Annotated in this window: 13 protein-coding genes and 4 tRNA genes; 10 read left to right on the plus strand and 7 right to left on the minus strand. The window is 62.2% G+C overall.

Annotated features, from left to right (window positions below; translation table 11 throughout):
- Nucleotides 1-9 precede the first annotated feature (9 nt).
- Entirely contained in the window at nucleotides 10-1,362 is a 1,353-nt protein-coding gene (mgtE, locus tag C6V82_RS04550; protein WP_102589668.1) for a magnesium transporter, read from the minus strand.
- Nucleotides 1,363-1,542: 180 nt separating this feature from the next.
- Between mgtE and C6V82_RS04555 the strand changes: the two genes are divergently transcribed.
- Nucleotides 1,543-2,574 (plus strand): quinone-dependent dihydroorotate dehydrogenase, encoded by a 1,032-nt coding sequence (locus tag C6V82_RS04555; protein ID WP_102589669.1) that lies wholly within the window; start codon nucleotides 1,543-1,545, stop codon nucleotides 2,572-2,574.
- A 95-nt stretch (nucleotides 2,575-2,669) separates the two neighbouring features.
- Here the strand turns inward: C6V82_RS04555 and rmf are convergent, their stop codons facing one another.
- Entirely contained in the window at nucleotides 2,670-2,876 is a 207-nt protein-coding gene (gene rmf, locus C6V82_RS04560) for a ribosome modulation factor (RefSeq protein ID WP_102589670.1), read from the minus strand.
- A 330-nt stretch (nucleotides 2,877-3,206) separates the two neighbouring features.
- On the opposite strand from rmf, the gene rlmKL reads away from it, so the two are divergent.
- The gene (rlmKL, locus tag C6V82_RS04565; RefSeq protein WP_102589671.1) at nucleotides 3,207-5,471 is read left to right on the plus strand and encodes a bifunctional 23S rRNA (guanine(2069)-N(7))-methyltransferase RlmK/23S rRNA (guanine(2445)-N(2))-methyltransferase RlmL; all 2,265 of its coding nucleotides are present in this window, start codon (nucleotides 3,207-3,209) and stop codon (nucleotides 5,469-5,471) included.
- Nucleotides 5,468-5,812: a glutaredoxin family protein gene (locus C6V82_RS04570; RefSeq protein ID WP_102589672.1), complete on the plus strand. Its 345-nt coding sequence runs from the start codon at nucleotides 5,468-5,470 to the stop codon at nucleotides 5,810-5,812. Before rlmKL ends, C6V82_RS04570 begins: the two co-directional genes overlap by 4 nt.
- A 52-nt stretch (nucleotides 5,813-5,864) precedes the next feature.
- On the opposite strand, the gene C6V82_RS04575 is transcribed toward C6V82_RS04570, so the two are convergent.
- Nucleotides 5,865-6,143, minus strand: a complete 279-nt coding sequence (locus tag C6V82_RS04575; RefSeq protein ID WP_102589673.1) for a hypothetical protein — start codon at nucleotides 6,141-6,143, stop codon at nucleotides 5,865-5,867.
- A 216-nt stretch (nucleotides 6,144-6,359) separates the two neighbouring features.
- On the opposite strand from C6V82_RS04575, the gene C6V82_RS04580 reads away from it, so the two are divergent.
- From C6V82_RS04580 to pdxB, 3 genes are read left to right on the plus strand one after another with little or no spacing between them, the layout of a single operon-like run.
- The gene (locus tag C6V82_RS04580) at nucleotides 6,360-7,748 is read left to right on the plus strand and encodes a GGDEF domain-containing protein (protein WP_102589674.1); all 1,389 of its coding nucleotides are present in this window, start codon (nucleotides 6,360-6,362) and stop codon (nucleotides 7,746-7,748) included.
- Nucleotides 7,745-9,223, plus strand: a complete 1,479-nt coding sequence (locus C6V82_RS04585; protein ID WP_102589675.1) for an ABC transporter substrate-binding protein — start codon at nucleotides 7,745-7,747, stop codon at nucleotides 9,221-9,223. The genes C6V82_RS04580 and C6V82_RS04585 overlap by 4 nt, the downstream gene beginning before the upstream one ends.
- A 4-nt stretch (nucleotides 9,224-9,227) precedes the next feature.
- Nucleotides 9,228-10,376 carry a 4-phosphoerythronate dehydrogenase PdxB gene (pdxB, locus tag C6V82_RS04590; RefSeq protein WP_102589676.1) on the plus strand — a complete coding sequence of 383 codons (1,149 nt, stop codon included), beginning with the start codon at nucleotides 9,228-9,230 and terminating at the stop codon, nucleotides 10,374-10,376.
- A gap of 22 nt (nucleotides 10,377-10,398) precedes the next feature.
- Here the strand turns inward: pdxB and htpX are convergent, their stop codons facing one another.
- From htpX to msrB, 4 genes are all read right to left on the minus strand, one after another.
- Entirely contained in the window at nucleotides 10,399-11,301 is a 903-nt protein-coding gene (gene htpX / locus C6V82_RS04595; RefSeq protein ID WP_102589677.1) for a protease HtpX, read from the minus strand.
- A 127-nt stretch (nucleotides 11,302-11,428) separates the two neighbouring features.
- Complete coding sequence (locus C6V82_RS04600; RefSeq protein ID WP_102589678.1) at nucleotides 11,429-12,658, minus strand: pyridoxal phosphate-dependent aminotransferase; 1,230 nt, start codon at nucleotides 12,656-12,658, stop codon at nucleotides 11,429-11,431.
- Between the two features lie 90 nt (nucleotides 12,659-12,748).
- The gene (gene ylqF, locus C6V82_RS04605; RefSeq protein ID WP_102589679.1) at nucleotides 12,749-13,705 is read right to left on the minus strand and encodes a ribosome biogenesis GTPase YlqF; all 957 of its coding nucleotides are present in this window, start codon (nucleotides 13,703-13,705) and stop codon (nucleotides 12,749-12,751) included.
- A gap of 81 nt (nucleotides 13,706-13,786) precedes the next feature.
- Complete coding sequence (gene msrB / locus C6V82_RS04610) at nucleotides 13,787-14,188, minus strand: peptide-methionine (R)-S-oxide reductase MsrB (RefSeq protein WP_102589680.1); 402 nt, start codon at nucleotides 14,186-14,188, stop codon at nucleotides 13,787-13,789.
- A gap of 223 nt (nucleotides 14,189-14,411) precedes the next feature.
- On the opposite strand from msrB, the gene C6V82_RS04615 reads away from it, so the two are divergent.
- The 4 genes from C6V82_RS04615 (at nucleotide 14,412) to C6V82_RS04630 (ending at nucleotide 14,791) form a co-directional block, all read left to right on the plus strand.
- Nucleotides 14,412-14,487, plus strand: a tRNA-Glu gene (locus C6V82_RS04615).
- Between the two features lie 32 nt (nucleotides 14,488-14,519).
- Nucleotides 14,520-14,594 (plus strand) — tRNA-Gly (locus C6V82_RS04620).
- A gap of 19 nt (nucleotides 14,595-14,613) precedes the next feature.
- Nucleotides 14,614-14,689, plus strand: a tRNA-Glu gene (locus C6V82_RS04625).
- A 27-nt stretch (nucleotides 14,690-14,716) separates the two neighbouring features.
- A tRNA-Gly gene (locus C6V82_RS04630) sits at nucleotides 14,717-14,791 on the plus strand.
- The last annotated feature ends 201 nt before the right edge of the window (nucleotides 14,792-14,992 follow it).

Below are 14,992 nucleotides of genomic sequence, written 5' to 3' on the forward strand. Positions count from 1 at the left end.
GCCTCTCGGCTATAGCAGGAACAGGGTGGCAAGCCCAAGGAAGGCCATGAAGCCGACCACATCGGTGACCGTGGTCAGCACCACCGATCCGGAAAGCGCCGGGTCGATGCCCAGCCGCTTGAGGATCAACGGAATCGCGATGCCGGCGATACCGGCGGCAAGCATGTTGATCACCAGGGCCGCGGCGATGATCACTCCGATGCCGATGCTGCCAAACCACAGCACAGCAAGCACCGCGACCACCAGCGCCCAGAGCACGCCGTTAAGGGCGGAAATGCCGATTTCCTTGCGCATCAGCCACTGGCTGTTGGTGCGGCTGATCTGGCCCAATGCCAGGCCGCGTATGGCCAGGGTCAGTGTCTGGCTGCCAGCGATGCCGCCCATGCTGGCGACGATCGGCATCAGCACGGCAAGCGCGACGATCTGGTCCAGCGCATCCTCGAAGCGACCAATGACCCAGGCGGCCAGAAAGGCGGTCACCAGGTTGATGCCAAGCCACACGGCGCGACGCTTGGCACTGGGAAGCACCGGCGCAAACAGATCTTCTTCCTCGTCCAGACCGGCCATGTTCATCAGCGCCTGGTCGGAGTTCTCGCGGATTACGTCGACGATATCGTCGATCAGGATGCGACCGAGCAGCTTGCCTTCGACATCCACCACTGGCGCCGACACCAGATCGTGGGTCTCGAAGAGCTTTGCGACTTCACGGGTTTTCATGTCCATGCTGATCGTGTCGATATCGTCATCCATGACCTCGGCCACCGCGATCTCCTGGTCGTGAGAGACCAATCGCGCAAGCGGCAGCTTGCCGACCACATAGCCATCTCGGTCGACGACCATCAGCGCATCGGTGTTGTCCGGGATCGTCTCCTTCCAGCGCAGGAAGCGTTGGGCCGTCTCCAGGCTGACATCGGCGCGCACCGCAATGGTGTCGGTGCGCATGATGCGCCCGGCGCTATCCTCCTCGAAGGCCAGCGTCTCCTCCAGGCGCTGGCGCTGCAACGCGTCCATCGAGCGCAGCATGTCCTCGGCCACCTGGCGTGGCAGATCCTCGAAGAGTTCAGCAAGGTCTGTGGTGTCGAGATCCGCTGCGGCGGCCTTGATTTCGGCGGGGTCCATTTCGTCGAGCAGTGTCGAGCGCACTTCATCGTGGACATGCAGCAGGACTTCACCGTCGACTTCCGCCGGCACCCGTTCCCACAGACGGATACGGTCGCCGAGGGGCAGCGACTCCAGCAGCAGCGCAATTTCCGCGGGCTCGAGGCTTGCGATGGCTTCATCGACCTGGGTCAGTTCATCCACTCGCAAGGCGGCATGGATGCTGGACAGATGATGTTCCAGTGTCAGGGTTGTCTCGCTCATCTTGCCTCCTTGGCGTCCTGGTGGGTGAGTCATGGCCTCCCTGGCGGCTCGGGTATAGTAGAACACAGCCGCATGGCGAGGTGCTCAACGAGCCGTTACCGCGAGCCTTCGTGCATCCATCGTCGTGGCGGGATTGCGCTGCTATAATCGCGCCGCCCTTGCCGCCGCCATGGAGATACCATGTATCCGCTCATTCGTTCGCTGCTGTTTCATCTCGACGCCGAGTCTGCCCACCACTGGGCATTGGCGGGGCTGGACCTGGCCGCGAAGCTAAAATTGTCCGGCATCCTTGCGGGCGAGCGGGTGGATGACTCGGTGACGCTCATGGGGCTGCGGTTTTCCAACCGGGTGGGCCTTGCCGCCGGGCTGGACAAGAATGCCGACCACCTCGATGCCTTGGGGGCTCTGGGGTTTGGATTCGTCGAGGTGGGCACGGTGACCCCCAAGCCGCAGGAGGGTAACCCGAAGCCACGGCTGTTCCGACTGCCCGAGCAGGGCGCCATCATCAATCGCATGGGCTTCAACAACGCGGGTGTCGACCACCTGGTGGCCAGGGTAAAGGCAAGTCGTTACGACGGTGTGATCGGTATCAACATCGGCAAGAACCTCACCACACCGGTCGAGAAAGCCGTGGATGATTACCTGTTGTGCCTGCGCAAGGTGCATGCCCATGCTCACTATGTCACGGTCAATATTTCCTCGCCCAATACTCCCGGGCTTCGTAACCTGCAGTTCGGCGACCACCTCGACCAATTGCTCGGGGCGTTGCGTGACGAAGGCCTGCGGCTGGATCGTGAACTTGGTCGCAGGGTTCCATTGGCGGTGAAGATCGCCCCGGACATGACGACCGAGGAGGTGGCCCTGGTGGCCCGAGCATTGTCAGCCAATGCCATCGATGCGGTGATTGCCACTAACACGACGGTGTCTCGTGACGCAGTGGCGGGTCTGCCGCATGGCGATGAACAGGGCGGGCTTTCAGGCAGGCCGGTATTCGAATCCTCCAACGCGGTGATCCGTGAGCTGCGGGTTCATCTGCCCGAGATGCCGATCATCGGGGTAGGCGGTATCGACAGTGGTGAGGCCGCAGCCGGCAAGATCGAGGCCGGCGCCGATCTGGTGCAACTCTATTCCGGCTTCATCTATCGTGGCCCGGCGCTGATTGGCGAGTGTGCCAGAGCGCTTAAGTGCAAGGGCGTGATTCGTGGGTCTTGAGGCGTGGGTCTTGAGGCGTGGGTCTTAAGGCATGGAAACTAGAAAGCCCGTGGCAATCGCCACGGGCTCGATGGGAATCATGAACAAGGAAATGTTTACATTACCATGGGGTTCTTGTGGATACCGGAGACACCCGTCATTCCCGACCATTGATCCCCACGACCTTCACGCCAACCGCTCATCCAGTATTCACGAAGATTGATTTCCTGACTGGGACAATCATCGCGGGAGCGACCTGAGACACCTGCCTTGTACCCATGGATATAGGCACGCTGGAAGCGATCACGTTTCTGTCGTTTCATTGGACTACCTCTTGAAAAGGTATCAATCAGGACAGGCGCTTAAGCTTGAGAAGGCCACCTGGGGATATCATGTCCCCCAGCGCTCACGATACTAAGGTGAAGCGACTGGACATCAGGTGCCTGGACAGCCAACCTGCCCGCAACATGTCAACAAAGGTTGCTCAGTCCGGTGAGCGAAGCCCCGTGACAAAAAACGCATGCGTACTTCAGTAGCTACTCAGTTATTGATAGCTCATCACGGCAGGCATTGTCGACTCTTGATTTGTAACATCCCGTTCAGCGGATTGTCATACCGGCCGGCCCGCTGCCAAGAACTTCCCTGGAACCCTCATGAGTGAACCTTTGACTACCAAAGCAATTGATTTCATTGCCACTTGCCCGCGTGGTATCGAGCTGCTGCTGGCGGATGAGCTGGTTGAGCTGGGTGCTCAACCCGGCAAGACCACCGTGGGAGGAGTGCATTTTCGCGGGGATCTGGCTGCGGGGTATCGCGCGTGTCTGTGGTCTCGGCTGGCCAATCGTATCGTTCTGTGCCTGGCGCGGGAGGAGGGCATCGAAACCCCCGAGCTGCTGCGCGCGGTGGTGGCAGGCATCGATTGGCGGGAGCACCTGGCGCCCGGCGCGAGCCTGGCGGTGGATTTTCATGGACGCTCCGAGGCGATTCGGCATACTCGCTTCGGCGCTCAGACCGTCAAGGATGGCGTAGTCGATCGGCTGCAAGCGGAAGGGCTGGCGCGCCCCGACATCGACCTTGTAAAGCCCGACCTGCGGCTCTACGCGCATCTTCATCGTGGGCGTTTGACCGTAGGGGTCGATCTCTCCGGCGATAGCCTGCACCGGCGGGGGTACCGTCGCGACGTCGGCCACGCGCCGCTCAAGGAAAACCTCGCCGCGGCCCTGTTGATTCGCGCCGGTTGGCCGTCCCTGGCGAAACAGGGAGCGCCACTGGTCGACCCACTGTGCGGGGCAGGTACGCTGCTGATCGAAGCGGCCATGATCGCCGCCGACATGGCGCCGAATCTGAATCGTGAGCGCTTCGGCTTGCACGGTTGGGCAGGGCACGATGCAGGCGTATGGCGTGAGCTCGTGCGTGAAGCCGAGGCGCGGGCAAGCATAGGTCGCAAGCGCTGTCGTGCGCGGTTGCTGGGGTTCGATCAGAGCCCGCCGGCGCTTTCGGCAGCCAGGGCCAACGCCATGCGCGCGGGTATCCCGGCGCTGATCGAGTTCAAGGGTGCGGGGCTTGGCAAGCTCACGCGACCCACAGGGCTCGATGATGCACTGGCGGGACTGGTGATCACCAACCCTCCCTACGGCGAACGTCTTGGCGAATTGCCTGAACTGGTGGCGCTCTACGGGCTGCTTGGCGAGCGTGTCAGGCAAGCATTTCCCGGCTGGACGTTGGCGGTATTTACCGCCAACCCTGATCTCGGGCATCGCATCGGCCTGCGCGCCCACAAGCAGTATGCGCTGCGCAATGGGCCACTCGAGGCCAAGCTGTTGTTGATGGCGGTGCCAGAGGGTGTCAAACGCCACGATGACCAAGCCGCGGATGCGCGCTCGGCGACAAGCCCTGATGCAAGCCCTGATGGAGGTGTTGATGAACGATCCGAGCAGGCCAGGGGCCCGGCTCGCTCGGAAGGCGCGCAGATGTTCGCCAATCGTCTCGAGAAGAACCGCCGCCGCCTCAAGAAGTGGCTGAAGCGCTCCGGCGAGCCGTGCTATCGGCTCTACGATGCCGACATGCCGGAGTATGCGCTGGCCATCGATGTCTATGGTGATCGGGCCCATGTTCAGGAATATGCACCGCCCAAGACCATTGATGCCGCCCAGGCGCAAAAGCGCCTGTTCGATGCGCTTGCGGTGATCCCCGAGGTGCTCGAGATTGACCCGGGGAAGGTGGTGATCAAGCGGCGTGAGCGCCAGGGTGGCCGCGCCCAGTATCAGAAGCAGGCCACCAGTGGTGAGCGCTTCGAGGTTCGCGAGGGAAGGGCGCGCTTGTGGGTCAACCTGCGCGACTATCTCGATACCGGCCTGTTTCTGGACCACCGCCCGGTGCGTCGCCTGCTCGGCGAAATGGCTGCGGGCAGGCGCTTCCTGAACCTGTTCTGCTATACGGCTACGGCGACGGTGCAGGCGGCCCTGGGGTCGGAAAAGGAGGGCGGTGCGAGCGACAGCGTGAGTGTGGATCTTTCCAACACCTATCTCGAATGGGCGCGCGACAACTTCGCCCTGAACCGCCTGGATCCTGGCCGCCACCGCGTCGTGCGTGATGACTGTTTGCGCTGGCTCGAGACCGCCAATGGCCAGTTCGACCTGATCTTCATGGACCCACCGACGTTTTCGAATTCCAAGAAGATGGACGATACCCTCGACATACAGCGCGACCACGGGCGCCTGGTGCGTCTGGCCATGGCCCGGCTGGCGCCGGGTGGTACGCTGGTGTTTTCCAACAACCAGCGCCGCTTCAAGCTGGATGCCGATCTGGCGGCGCACTACGCGGTGGAGGACATTTCAGCGAAGACCTTCGACCCGGACTTCAACCGGCGCCCCGACCTGCACCATGTGTTCCTGATTCGCCACCGGGAGGCGGCATGATCACGCTTACGCTCTACACCACGCTTGGCTGCCACCTGTGCAGCCAGCTAGAGGCAATACTACGCACGCTGTGCGCCGAGGACTATCGCCTCGAACGGGTCGAGATCAGCGAGGATGATGCACTGGTCGAGCGCTACGGGGTGCGAATCCCCGTACTGGTGGCCGACGATGGCGCTGAGCTTGACCGCGGTTTCGAGGTGGAGCGTCTGGTCGGTTGGCTCGAAGCGCGAGGCTGGCTCAATGATGCGGAATGGCGGAAGCTGCAACGATCACTCGAGGGCCCGGAACCCGGACATGCCAGGCCAGCGGAGATGCGCAATGGCCGGCGTTACCTGGGATGACCGGCCGGGCTGCGCCCTGAGCTATAGGTTGGCAGGCGATTTGGCTCACGACTCACGAGTCGAGCAGCGAGAGCTGACGAACCGCCTGACGACCCTCCGGCGTTCGTTCGTCGACCTCGAGCACCTTGCGAAAACCGCGTGAGGACTGGATGGTGGCCTCGTCACCCAACCACATCATGGCCTGGTCGTGGTCGTCGGCCAACTGATGCTTGAGCCCCCCGAACTGCGTACCGATTTGCCCCCAGGCGCGGCTGAAGATCCAGTCGCCGAACATGTCCTGATGGACATGCACCAGCACATAGTCATGGTCGGTTTCCCAGCGGACGATCACGGTGGCTCCCAGGGTAGGTCACGGTTCGAAAAAGGCAGTGGCCGCATCGCTCGATGCAGCCCTCGTGGGGAGCTCATTGTAAGGGCTTGGACGTGGCGGACAAACCGTTTATCTACGTTGACAAGCTGGTCAATCGTCGCGCTATTCATAATTTGTTAATGTGTTGCCCGTCTTGCCTGAAAAAAGTAGCGGCATGACGCAACGCACGGGGCAAGCATGGGGCTGACAACCAGGTCGGTGGCACTCACGGCATTGATGACACTGGTCACGCTTGGCGTGATTGTGCTGGCTCTCGCCTCGTTTTCCCAGTATCGCAGCACCGTCACCTCACTTGCCGAAGATCAGACGCGTGGCTTGCTCACCGCCAGTCGCTTGCTCCAGCAGAGCGAGAGCATGGTAGCCAGCAGCGCCATGTTGTTACTTGCCGAGAACCACTTTCACCGTCGCCAGGCGATGTTCGAGATCGGCGACCGGCGCGAATGGATCGACCGATTAGCCAGCGAGCTGATCGAACTGCGCGGCAGCGATGCGCATTTCGAGGAGATATTTCAGGCTCGCGAGCGGCTGGTCGAGAACCTTGCCCAACTCGACCGCTGGGTTCAGCAGCGCATCGACTTGAGGGCTGACCTGCGAAGTGGTGTTGGAAGTCCTGGTGAGCCCGACCAGGCTGATCTCGTGCAACTGGCTGATGTGGAAGCTCGGATCGCGGAGCTGATTCGCGCCAACCGTATGCTGTCGAGAGATCTTGGCGTGGCGGTGAGCTTTCATGTCGGCGATATCCGCCATGACATCCAGCAAACCGTCGATGTGCTCGAGAAGGATATTGCCCGGCGCGAAACGATCCTCAAGTCGTCGGTAGTCGGCGTGATACTGGTCGTGCTGGCCACGGTAGTGTTCATCCAGCGTTCGGTGGTGGGGCGGTTGGTTACGCTGCAGCGCGCCATCGCGCGTGAGCGCCCGGTGGCCGATGACATTGCCGTGATGGGCCGCGACGAGATCGCGCGCATGGCGCAGACGATTCGTCACTATGTCGCGCGCATCAATCACAACGAGCAACGCATCATGGCCATGAACGATGAGCTCGATTTCCTGGCCACCCACGATGCGCTGACCCAGCTCAAGAATCGTCATTACTTCGAACGCACTCTCAATACCTACCGCGAGTCCTTGGAAGACCAGCCTTACTGCGTTGCGATGATCGATATCGACAACTTCAAGCTGGTCAACGATCGACATGGACATGATGTCGGTGACGAGGTTATCCGCTGGGTCGCCGATCTGCTGCAGGCGAACATGCCGGAAGGAAGCTTGCTTGCTCGATACGGCGGCGAGGAGTTCGTTGCGCTGTTCCCGGGCGAGGCGGCGCCACTTGCCCAGGATGCTCTGGAACGGACAAGAGAGCGGATCTCCGCGGCACCTTTTGTGATCGGCGATCAGCCCATCACGGTGTCGGTCAGTATCGGTCTTGCCTCTCGTCTGCCGGGTGGTGACTATGCCCTCACCCTCAAGGCCGCGGACGAGTCGCTCTATCAAGCCAAGCGACAGGGCCGTAACCGTCTGGTGGTACGCCGCCGGCGTCAAGATGATGAGGGAGGTCCGCGATGATTCGACTGTCGACGCTCAAGATGGCACTGGCAAGCCTGTGCCTGGTGATGTTGGTGGACCACGCTGCCGCCAGCGATGCCGTGCAAGTGGAGCTGCAACTGCAGCCGCCGCATCTTGACCCTACCCAGACGGCCTCGGCCACCACCGCCGAGGCCATGCACCTCAATGTTTTCCAGGGGCTGACACGCATCGACCGGGAAGGGCGGGTACAGCCGGCGTTGGCACGCCACTGGGCGGTCGCCGATGATGGCCGGTCGATTCGCTTCGAACTGCGACGCGGGGTGCTGTTTCATGATGGTGAGGTGTTCGATGCTCATTCGGCCGCCTTCAGCCTCGAGCGTTTGGTGAACGAGACGAGCGATAATCCCCAGCACCATCTGTTCCAGGCGATCCAGGCAGTAGAGGTGATCGACGAAGATGAGATTGAGCTCATCCTCTCACGTGCCGATGCGCTGCTGCCATTTCGCCTGGGGCTCTCGGCGGCAGTGATGGTGCATCCCGCATCCGCTGGAGACAATCGCCAGCAACCCGTGGGCACTGGGCCTTATCGTTTCGTGGGCTGGCGAGACGATACGCTGCACCTTGAGGTCTTTGATGGCTACTGGGGGCAGCGCCCGCCGATCAGCGAAGCGGTGTTCCATTTCACGGCCAACCGGCTGGAGCTGGAGAATGGCCTCAACGAAGGGCTGATCGATATCTACCCCGATGGCAGTAGCTTGGGCTCCTACCTGCAACTGGCGCAGCGCCATGACTATGTGATCGAGGATGGCATCAGCGAGGGCGAAGTCATCCTGGCCTTGAACCACGCCCATGCGCCGTTCGCCGACCGGCGAGTACGTCGTGCGCTGGCCCATGCGATCGACCGTCAGGCGATGCTCGACATCTATCCAGGCAACAAGCCACCACTGATCGGCAGCCACTTTTCACCCCTGCATCCGGCTTATGTGGATCTCGCCGATCGCTACCCCCATGACCGTGAGCGAGCCAGGGCGCTCCTCGAGGAAGCCGGGGTGGCCGATTCCCTCGCGCTGACCCTTAGCCTTCCGCCGACGATTTACGCAGAGCTTGGTGGGCTCTACGTGGCCTCGGATCTCGAGGCCGTGGGCATCAAGGTCGAACTGGAACGCCTGACCTGGGGCGAGTGGCTGTCGCAAGTCTTCACGCGCCACGACTATCAGATGACCCTGGTGTCTCATGTCGAGCCACTGGACATCGATATTTATGCCCGGGATGACTACTACTTCAATTACCATAGCGCCGAGTTTCGAGCACTATGGCAGGCCATCGAGTCGACGGCGGACGAGGCCAAACGACACCGGTTGATGGCCAGGGCACAACGTCTCTTGGCAGATGAGGCTGTCAATGTCTTCCTGTTCATGAAACCGCACCAGTCGATCCGCAAGACTGGTCTCAAGGGCGCCTGGGGCAATTCACCGATACCGGCACTGGTGCTGGAGGAACTCTACTGGGAGTGAACGAATGAGGATTCTCGTCGATGCCAATGTGCCGGCCGCCGAGACGTGCTTTGGACCACTAGGTGAGGTGGTGCGCTTGCCTGGCCGTGACATGGCGGCTGACGCGCTGCGTGACATCGATGCGCTGGTGGTGCGCTCCATCACTCGGGTCGACGAGGCCCTGCTTGCCCAGGCGAACAAGCTGCGCTTCGTGGGTACCTGCACCATTGGCACCGACCATGTCGATCTCGCGGCGCTTGAGGCGCGTGACATCGGCTTTGCCAGCGCCCCGGGCTGTAACGCCGAGGCGGTAGTGGATTATGTGGTGGGAAGCCTTGCCACCCTGGCCGAGCGCCAGGGCTGGTGGCTCAGTGAGCGCAGAGTCGGCATCGTGGGGGTGGGTAACGTCGGAGGGCGGCTGTGGCGGCGGCTTGATGCCATGGGCATCCCGTGCCTGGCCTGCGATCCACCCCGTGCCGACACCGAGAGTGGTGCGGACTTCGTCGACCTCGACACCTTGATCGACAGTTGTGATGTCATCTGCCTGCACACCCCGCTCATCGAGCACGGTGAGCATGCCACCCGGCAGTTGCTGAATGCCGAACGCGTCGCCGCGCTTGCGCCAGGCAGTGTGGTGCTTAATGCGGGGCGCGGGGATTGCGTGGACGGCAACGCGCTCCGAGTGCGCCTGGCGGGGCGAGGCGATATCACCACGGTGCTGGATGTCTGGGCGCATGAGCCGGGTATCGATGCGGCGCTGCGCGACCTCACCGCCATCGCCACTCCGCATGTCGCCGGCCATAGCCTGGATGGCAAGCTGCGTGGTACCCATCAGGTCTACCAGGCCTTGGTCCGCCATGTCGGCTTGCCGGAGAGGGTCACACTTGGCGAGCTATTGCCCGCACCGCCGGTGGCAAGGCTCGAACTGGATGGCGGACTGACAGCGGAGGAGGCGTTGCGGCTAAGCCTGCGTGCGGTTCACGACGTGCGCCGTGACCACGACAGCCTGCAGCGTGAAATCCGCCGCCAGGGGGTGGCCAAGGGCTTCGATCACTGCCGTGCCAACTATCCGCTGCGCCGTGAGTTCGCCACCCTTGAGATCGACCTGAAAAGCGGCGCCAAGTCCTTGGCGCCGCTGCTGACTGGGGCTGGCTTTCGGGTCGCGAACGGTTGACGGCAAGCCCGCCCGCCGCCCCTCATTCCCGGTAGGCTGCTTCCTTGAGCGCGCGGATTCGGTCGTCCAGCGGCGGGTGGCTGGCGAAGAGTCGCTCCATCAGTGAGCGGGTCTGGCCCTTGGTAATGGCCATGGCGCGCATCGTATCCGGCATCTGGTCAGGCATTTCGGTTTCGGCCTTGAGGCGTGCCAGGGCGTTGATCATGGCGCCGGAGCCGGCAAGCCTTGCACCAGCCGAGTCGGCACGGTACTCACGGAAGCGTGAGAACCAGGCGACGATCGCCGATGCGATCACGCCGAATACGATCTCGGCGACGATAACGACGGCGAAGTAGCCCATGAAGCCAAGACCCGCCCCATCGCTGCGGCTCTTCAGGAACTGGTCCACGAGATGGGCAACCACGCGCGCAAAGAACATCACGAAGGTGTTGACCACGCCCTGGATCAAGGCCAGCGTGACCATGTCGCCATTGGCCACGTGGCCGATCTCGTGGGCCAGCACCGCGCGCACCTCTTCCGGGCGCATGCGATTGAGCAGGCCGGCGGACACCGCCACCAGTGCATCATCCTTCTTCCACCCGGTGGCGAAGGCGTTGGACTGCTGGGCGGGGAATATGCCGACCTCGGGCGTCTTGATGCCGGCCTCGCGTGACAGCTCGGCCACCGTCTCCACCAGCCACTTTTCGGTGGCGTTGGAGGGCGTCTCGATGATCACCGTGCCGGTACTGCGCTTGGCCATCCACTTGGAGATGAACAGCGAGACCAGCGATCCCCCCATGCCGAACAAGAAGCAGAAGATCAACAGCGAGTTCATGTTGAGGCCGTTGGCATTGAGGTAGGGTTCAACACCGAGCAGCCTGAGGGTGATGCTGGCAACCAGGACCACGCCGAGGTTGGTGGCCAGGAACAGCAGTATTCTCATCATTGCGGAAGGTCTCCATCCGTTATCGCGCTGGCAGGTCGCAGGCGACCTGTAAAAGCTGTTGCTTAGATACGGCCTCCCGGCGGAGGTTTCAAGTGTTTATCAAGCGTTGCTGAATTTATTGGGTGAATTACTGGCGATAACGCGACAGGAAGCGCGCGAAGCGATCCAGCGCGTCTCCCAGTTGGTCGGCCCACGGCAGAGTGACGATGCGCACGTGGTCGGGTTCCGGCCAGTTGAAGGCGGTGCCCTGCACCAGCAGGATCTTCTCCTGCAACAGCAGGTCGAGTACCAATTGCTGGTCGTCGTGGATGGGGTAGACCTTGGGGTCGAGCTTCGGGAAGGCGTAGAGGGCGCCCTTGGGCTTGACGCATGATACCCCGGGGATGGCATTGAGCTTGTCGATGGTGATATCGCGCTGGGCGAGCAGTCGGCCGCCGGGCAGGATCAGGTCGTTGATCGACTGGTAGCCGCCAAGTGCGGTCTGGATAGCGTGCTGGGCCGGCACATTGGCGCACAGGCGCATCGAGGCCAGCATGGTCAGGCCCTGGATGTAGTCGTCGGCGCGCTGCTTGGCGAGAGTGCCAGAAAGAATCATCCAGCCGGAGCGAAATCCCGCGCAGCGATAACTCTTGGACAAGCCGTTCATGGTGACCACCAACTGGTCGTCGCTGGCCAGCGCCCCGGTCGAGACATGGGTCACGTCATCGTAGAGGATCTTGTCGTAGATTTCGTCGGAGAACACCACCAGGTCGTGCTCGCGGGCGATGTCGAGCAGTTCGCGAACCACCTCGGGCGGGTAGACGGCCCCGGTGGGGTTGTTGGGGTTGATGATCACGATGGCCCGGGTGTGAGCGGTGACCTTGGCGCGGATATCAGCCATGTCGGGCGCCCAATCGGCCTGTTCGTCGCACAGGTAGTGCACGGCATGGCCGCCCGAGAGATTGGCGGCGGCGGTCCACAACGGGTAGTCGGGGGCCGGAATCAGCACTTCGTCGCCGTCGTTGAGCAACGCCTGCATGGCCATCACGATCAGCTCGGACACCCCGTTGCCGATGTAGATGTCCTCGATACCAACTCCCGGTATCTCCTTGCGCTGGCACTCCTGCATGATCGCCTTGCGTGCCGAATAGAGCCCCTTGGAATCGCAGTAGCCCTGGGCGGTGGGCAGGTTGCGCATCACGTCCTGAAGGATCTCCTCCGGTGCCTCGAAACCAAACGGCGCGGGGTTGCCGATATTCAGCTTGAGAATGCGCTGACCTTCTTCTTCCAGGCGCTTGGCGTGGTCGAGCACCGGGCCACGAATGTCATAGCAGACGTTGTGCAGCTTGTGCGATTTCCGGATCGGGGTGTTGTCCATGTCGTTTGGTGTCCAGTGTCATTCAGAAGCGTGGGCGCCCTGGGCTGTCATGTTGTCGGATGCGCGGCTATCGCGCCGGCACTTGGCGGATTATGCGGGTTGAGAGGAATCGGGGCCATCATCCTGTGGTGCCGGCTCGGCGGGAATGTCCGACGGTGTTTCCAGGGTGAGCCGGCCGAGCTTGCCATCGCGTAGCTCGTGCAGCAGCACTTCGGCGCCGCGGTGCAGGTCGACTGCTCCTCCGGCGCGCAGGCCACCGCGGCGTGCGGCGATCTCGGTGAGAATGGCATGACCATCGAAGCCGGCGAGTGCCAGCAGGTCGGTGCGTGCCGGGCCATCAGCCTCGACGCGCTCGGCGTCGGGGTTGGCCACGTAGGCGGGCAGTTCGGCAAGCTTGAAGCGTGCCTTCAATGCATCGGGGTAGCGCTTGGCGAGCTCCGCGGCCGTGACCACGGCGACATCGACATAGTCGATGGCGGTGTCGCGAATCGCGCCACTGGCGGCCAGCCGATAGGCACTGGCCTGATCCTCGATCTTCGGCCACAGCACGCCCGGGGTGTCGGTCAGCGCGACACGGCCACCGATGCGCACCTTCTGCTGGCGCTTGGTGACCGCCGGCTCGTTACCTGTCCTGGCGATGCTGCGCCCGGCCAGGCCATTGATCAGTGTCGACTTGCCGACATTGGGAATGCCCATCACCATCACCCGCACGTCGCGGTCGGGGCGCACAGCCCCGGCCAGTTCATGGCACAGCTGGGGTATGCGCTTGAGCTCGCGGGCCTGAGTGGTGGTTACCGCCAGCGCGCGCGTGTCGGGGATGGCGTCAAAAAAAGCGGCCCATTCGCGGGTGCGCTCAGGGTCGGCAAGGTCGGCGCGGGAGAGAATCTTCAACACCGGCTTGTGACGCGTCAGTTGGGCGAGCATCGGGTTGGCGCTGGAATAGGGGAGGCGGGCGTCGAGCACCTCGATCACCACATCGATCTCCGGCAGCGCCTCGAGAATCTGCCGACGTGCCTTGTTCATGTGTCCCGGGAACCAACCGAGCATGTGCCTCTCCAGCCTCAATCAAACGGCCGCCCATGATAGCAGAAGGGCGGCCTTGGCAGCGCTCGGATGGACGAATCGGGGTTACTCTCCGGCGTGAAAGGAGATGGCCACGGAGTTGATGCAGTAGCGCAGCCCGGTGGTATCGGGGGGGCCGTCGGGGAAGACATGGCCGAGATGGGCATCACAGTGTGAGCAAGTGACTTCGGTGCGCCGCATGCCATGGGAGCCGTCTGCATGTTCTTCGATGCAGTGCTGGCCCAGGGGGCGGTCGAAGCTTGGCCAACCGCAGCCGGCATCGAACTTGTGCTCATTTTCGAACAGTGGCGCATTGCAGCACACGCAGTGATAGATGCCATGCTCGTCACTGACGCGGTAATTGCCGCTGAAGGGGGGCTCCGTGCCTTTCTCGCGGGTCACCCGAAACTGCTCGGGGGACAGCTGTTCACGCCATTCGGCGTCGCTCTTCTCGATCTTGCTGCGCATGGCGTTTCTCCTTGCTGGCGTATCGACTGACTCAGTGTGGTCGGACACGTCTCATCAGGCTCTTCATATCAGTCTCTCAATGCACATTCTGACATGACTGACAGATTCTGTTGATGCGAGTTTCCAGGGCTTCGTCACGCGGGATCAACGCGCGCATGTCAGGCGCTTGACAGCGTTATGGTCGCTCAGTAACATACGCGCCACCTCGACGAGCCGAGACAACGTCCCATTCGTCTAGTGGTCCAGGACACCGCCCTTTCACGGCGGTAACAGGGGTTCGAACCCCCTATGGGACGCCACTCGACTCATCAGGTGCCGGTACGGTGTGAGTGCGGGAATAGCTCAGCGGTAGAGCATCGCCTTGCCAAGGCGAGGGTCGGGAGTTCGAATCTCCTTTCCCGCTCCAATCCTCCGTATGGCGCAGCGTCCCATTCGTCTAGTGGTCCAGGACACCGCCCTTTCACGGCGGTAACAGGGGTTCGAACCCCCTATGGGACGCCACTCCGCATAAGCAGCAGTACTCGACAAGCGGGAATAGCTCAGTGGTAGAGCACAACCTTGCCAAGGTTGGGGTCGCGAGTTCGAATCTCGTTTCCCGCTCCATCGTCGAACACTCCGACTGCACATCCTTGGGTCGCGATCTGGAGCGCCAGCCCGGTCGAATCACCTTTCCCGCTCCTAAGCCTAACCTTTCGCGATTTTCTGCGTCTCGCGCCGATGAACGCCGTAGAGGCGATTGTCCGTGTCCGCGTTTCGGGTCGCCGCCGGCTCTGACTTGAAGCGGTGATCGCGCGTCCCCATATC

The sequence above is a fragment of the Halomonas urumqiensis genome (genome assembly GCF_003028575.1).
GTDB lineage: Bacteria > Pseudomonadota > Gammaproteobacteria > Pseudomonadales > Halomonadaceae > Halomonas > Halomonas urumqiensis.

Excerpts from the sequence above, each read along its gene's own strand:
- mgtE (WP_102589668.1), bottom strand. The coding sequence starts at position 1,362 with ATGAGCGAGACAACCCTGACACTGGAACATCATCTGTCCAGCATCCAT.
- C6V82_RS04555 (WP_102589669.1), top strand. The coding sequence starts at position 1,543 with ATGTATCCGCTCATTCGTTCGCTGCTGTTTCATCTCGACGCCGAGTCT.
- rmf (WP_102589670.1), bottom strand. The coding sequence starts at position 2,876 with ATGAAACGACAGAAACGTGATCGCTTCCAGCGTGCCTATATCCATGGG.
- rlmKL (WP_102589671.1), top strand. The coding sequence starts at position 3,207 with ATGAGTGAACCTTTGACTACCAAAGCAATTGATTTCATTGCCACTTGC.
- C6V82_RS04570 (WP_102589672.1), top strand. The coding sequence starts at position 5,468 with ATGATCACGCTTACGCTCTACACCACGCTTGGCTGCCACCTGTGCAGC.
- C6V82_RS04580 (WP_102589674.1), top strand. The coding sequence starts at position 6,360 with ATGGGGCTGACAACCAGGTCGGTGGCACTCACGGCATTGATGACACTG.
- C6V82_RS04585 (WP_102589675.1), top strand. The coding sequence starts at position 7,745 with ATGATTCGACTGTCGACGCTCAAGATGGCACTGGCAAGCCTGTGCCTG.
- pdxB (WP_102589676.1), top strand. The coding sequence starts at position 9,228 with ATGAGGATTCTCGTCGATGCCAATGTGCCGGCCGCCGAGACGTGCTTT.
- htpX (WP_102589677.1), bottom strand. The coding sequence starts at position 11,301 with ATGATGAGAATACTGCTGTTCCTGGCCACCAACCTCGGCGTGGTCCTG.
- C6V82_RS04600 (WP_102589678.1), bottom strand. The coding sequence starts at position 12,658 with ATGGACAACACCCCGATCCGGAAATCGCACAAGCTGCACAACGTCTGC.
- ylqF (WP_102589679.1), bottom strand. The coding sequence starts at position 13,705 with ATGCTCGGTTGGTTCCCGGGACACATGAACAAGGCACGTCGGCAGATT.
- msrB (WP_102589680.1), bottom strand. The coding sequence starts at position 14,188 with ATGCGCAGCAAGATCGAGAAGAGCGACGCCGAATGGCGTGAACAGCTG.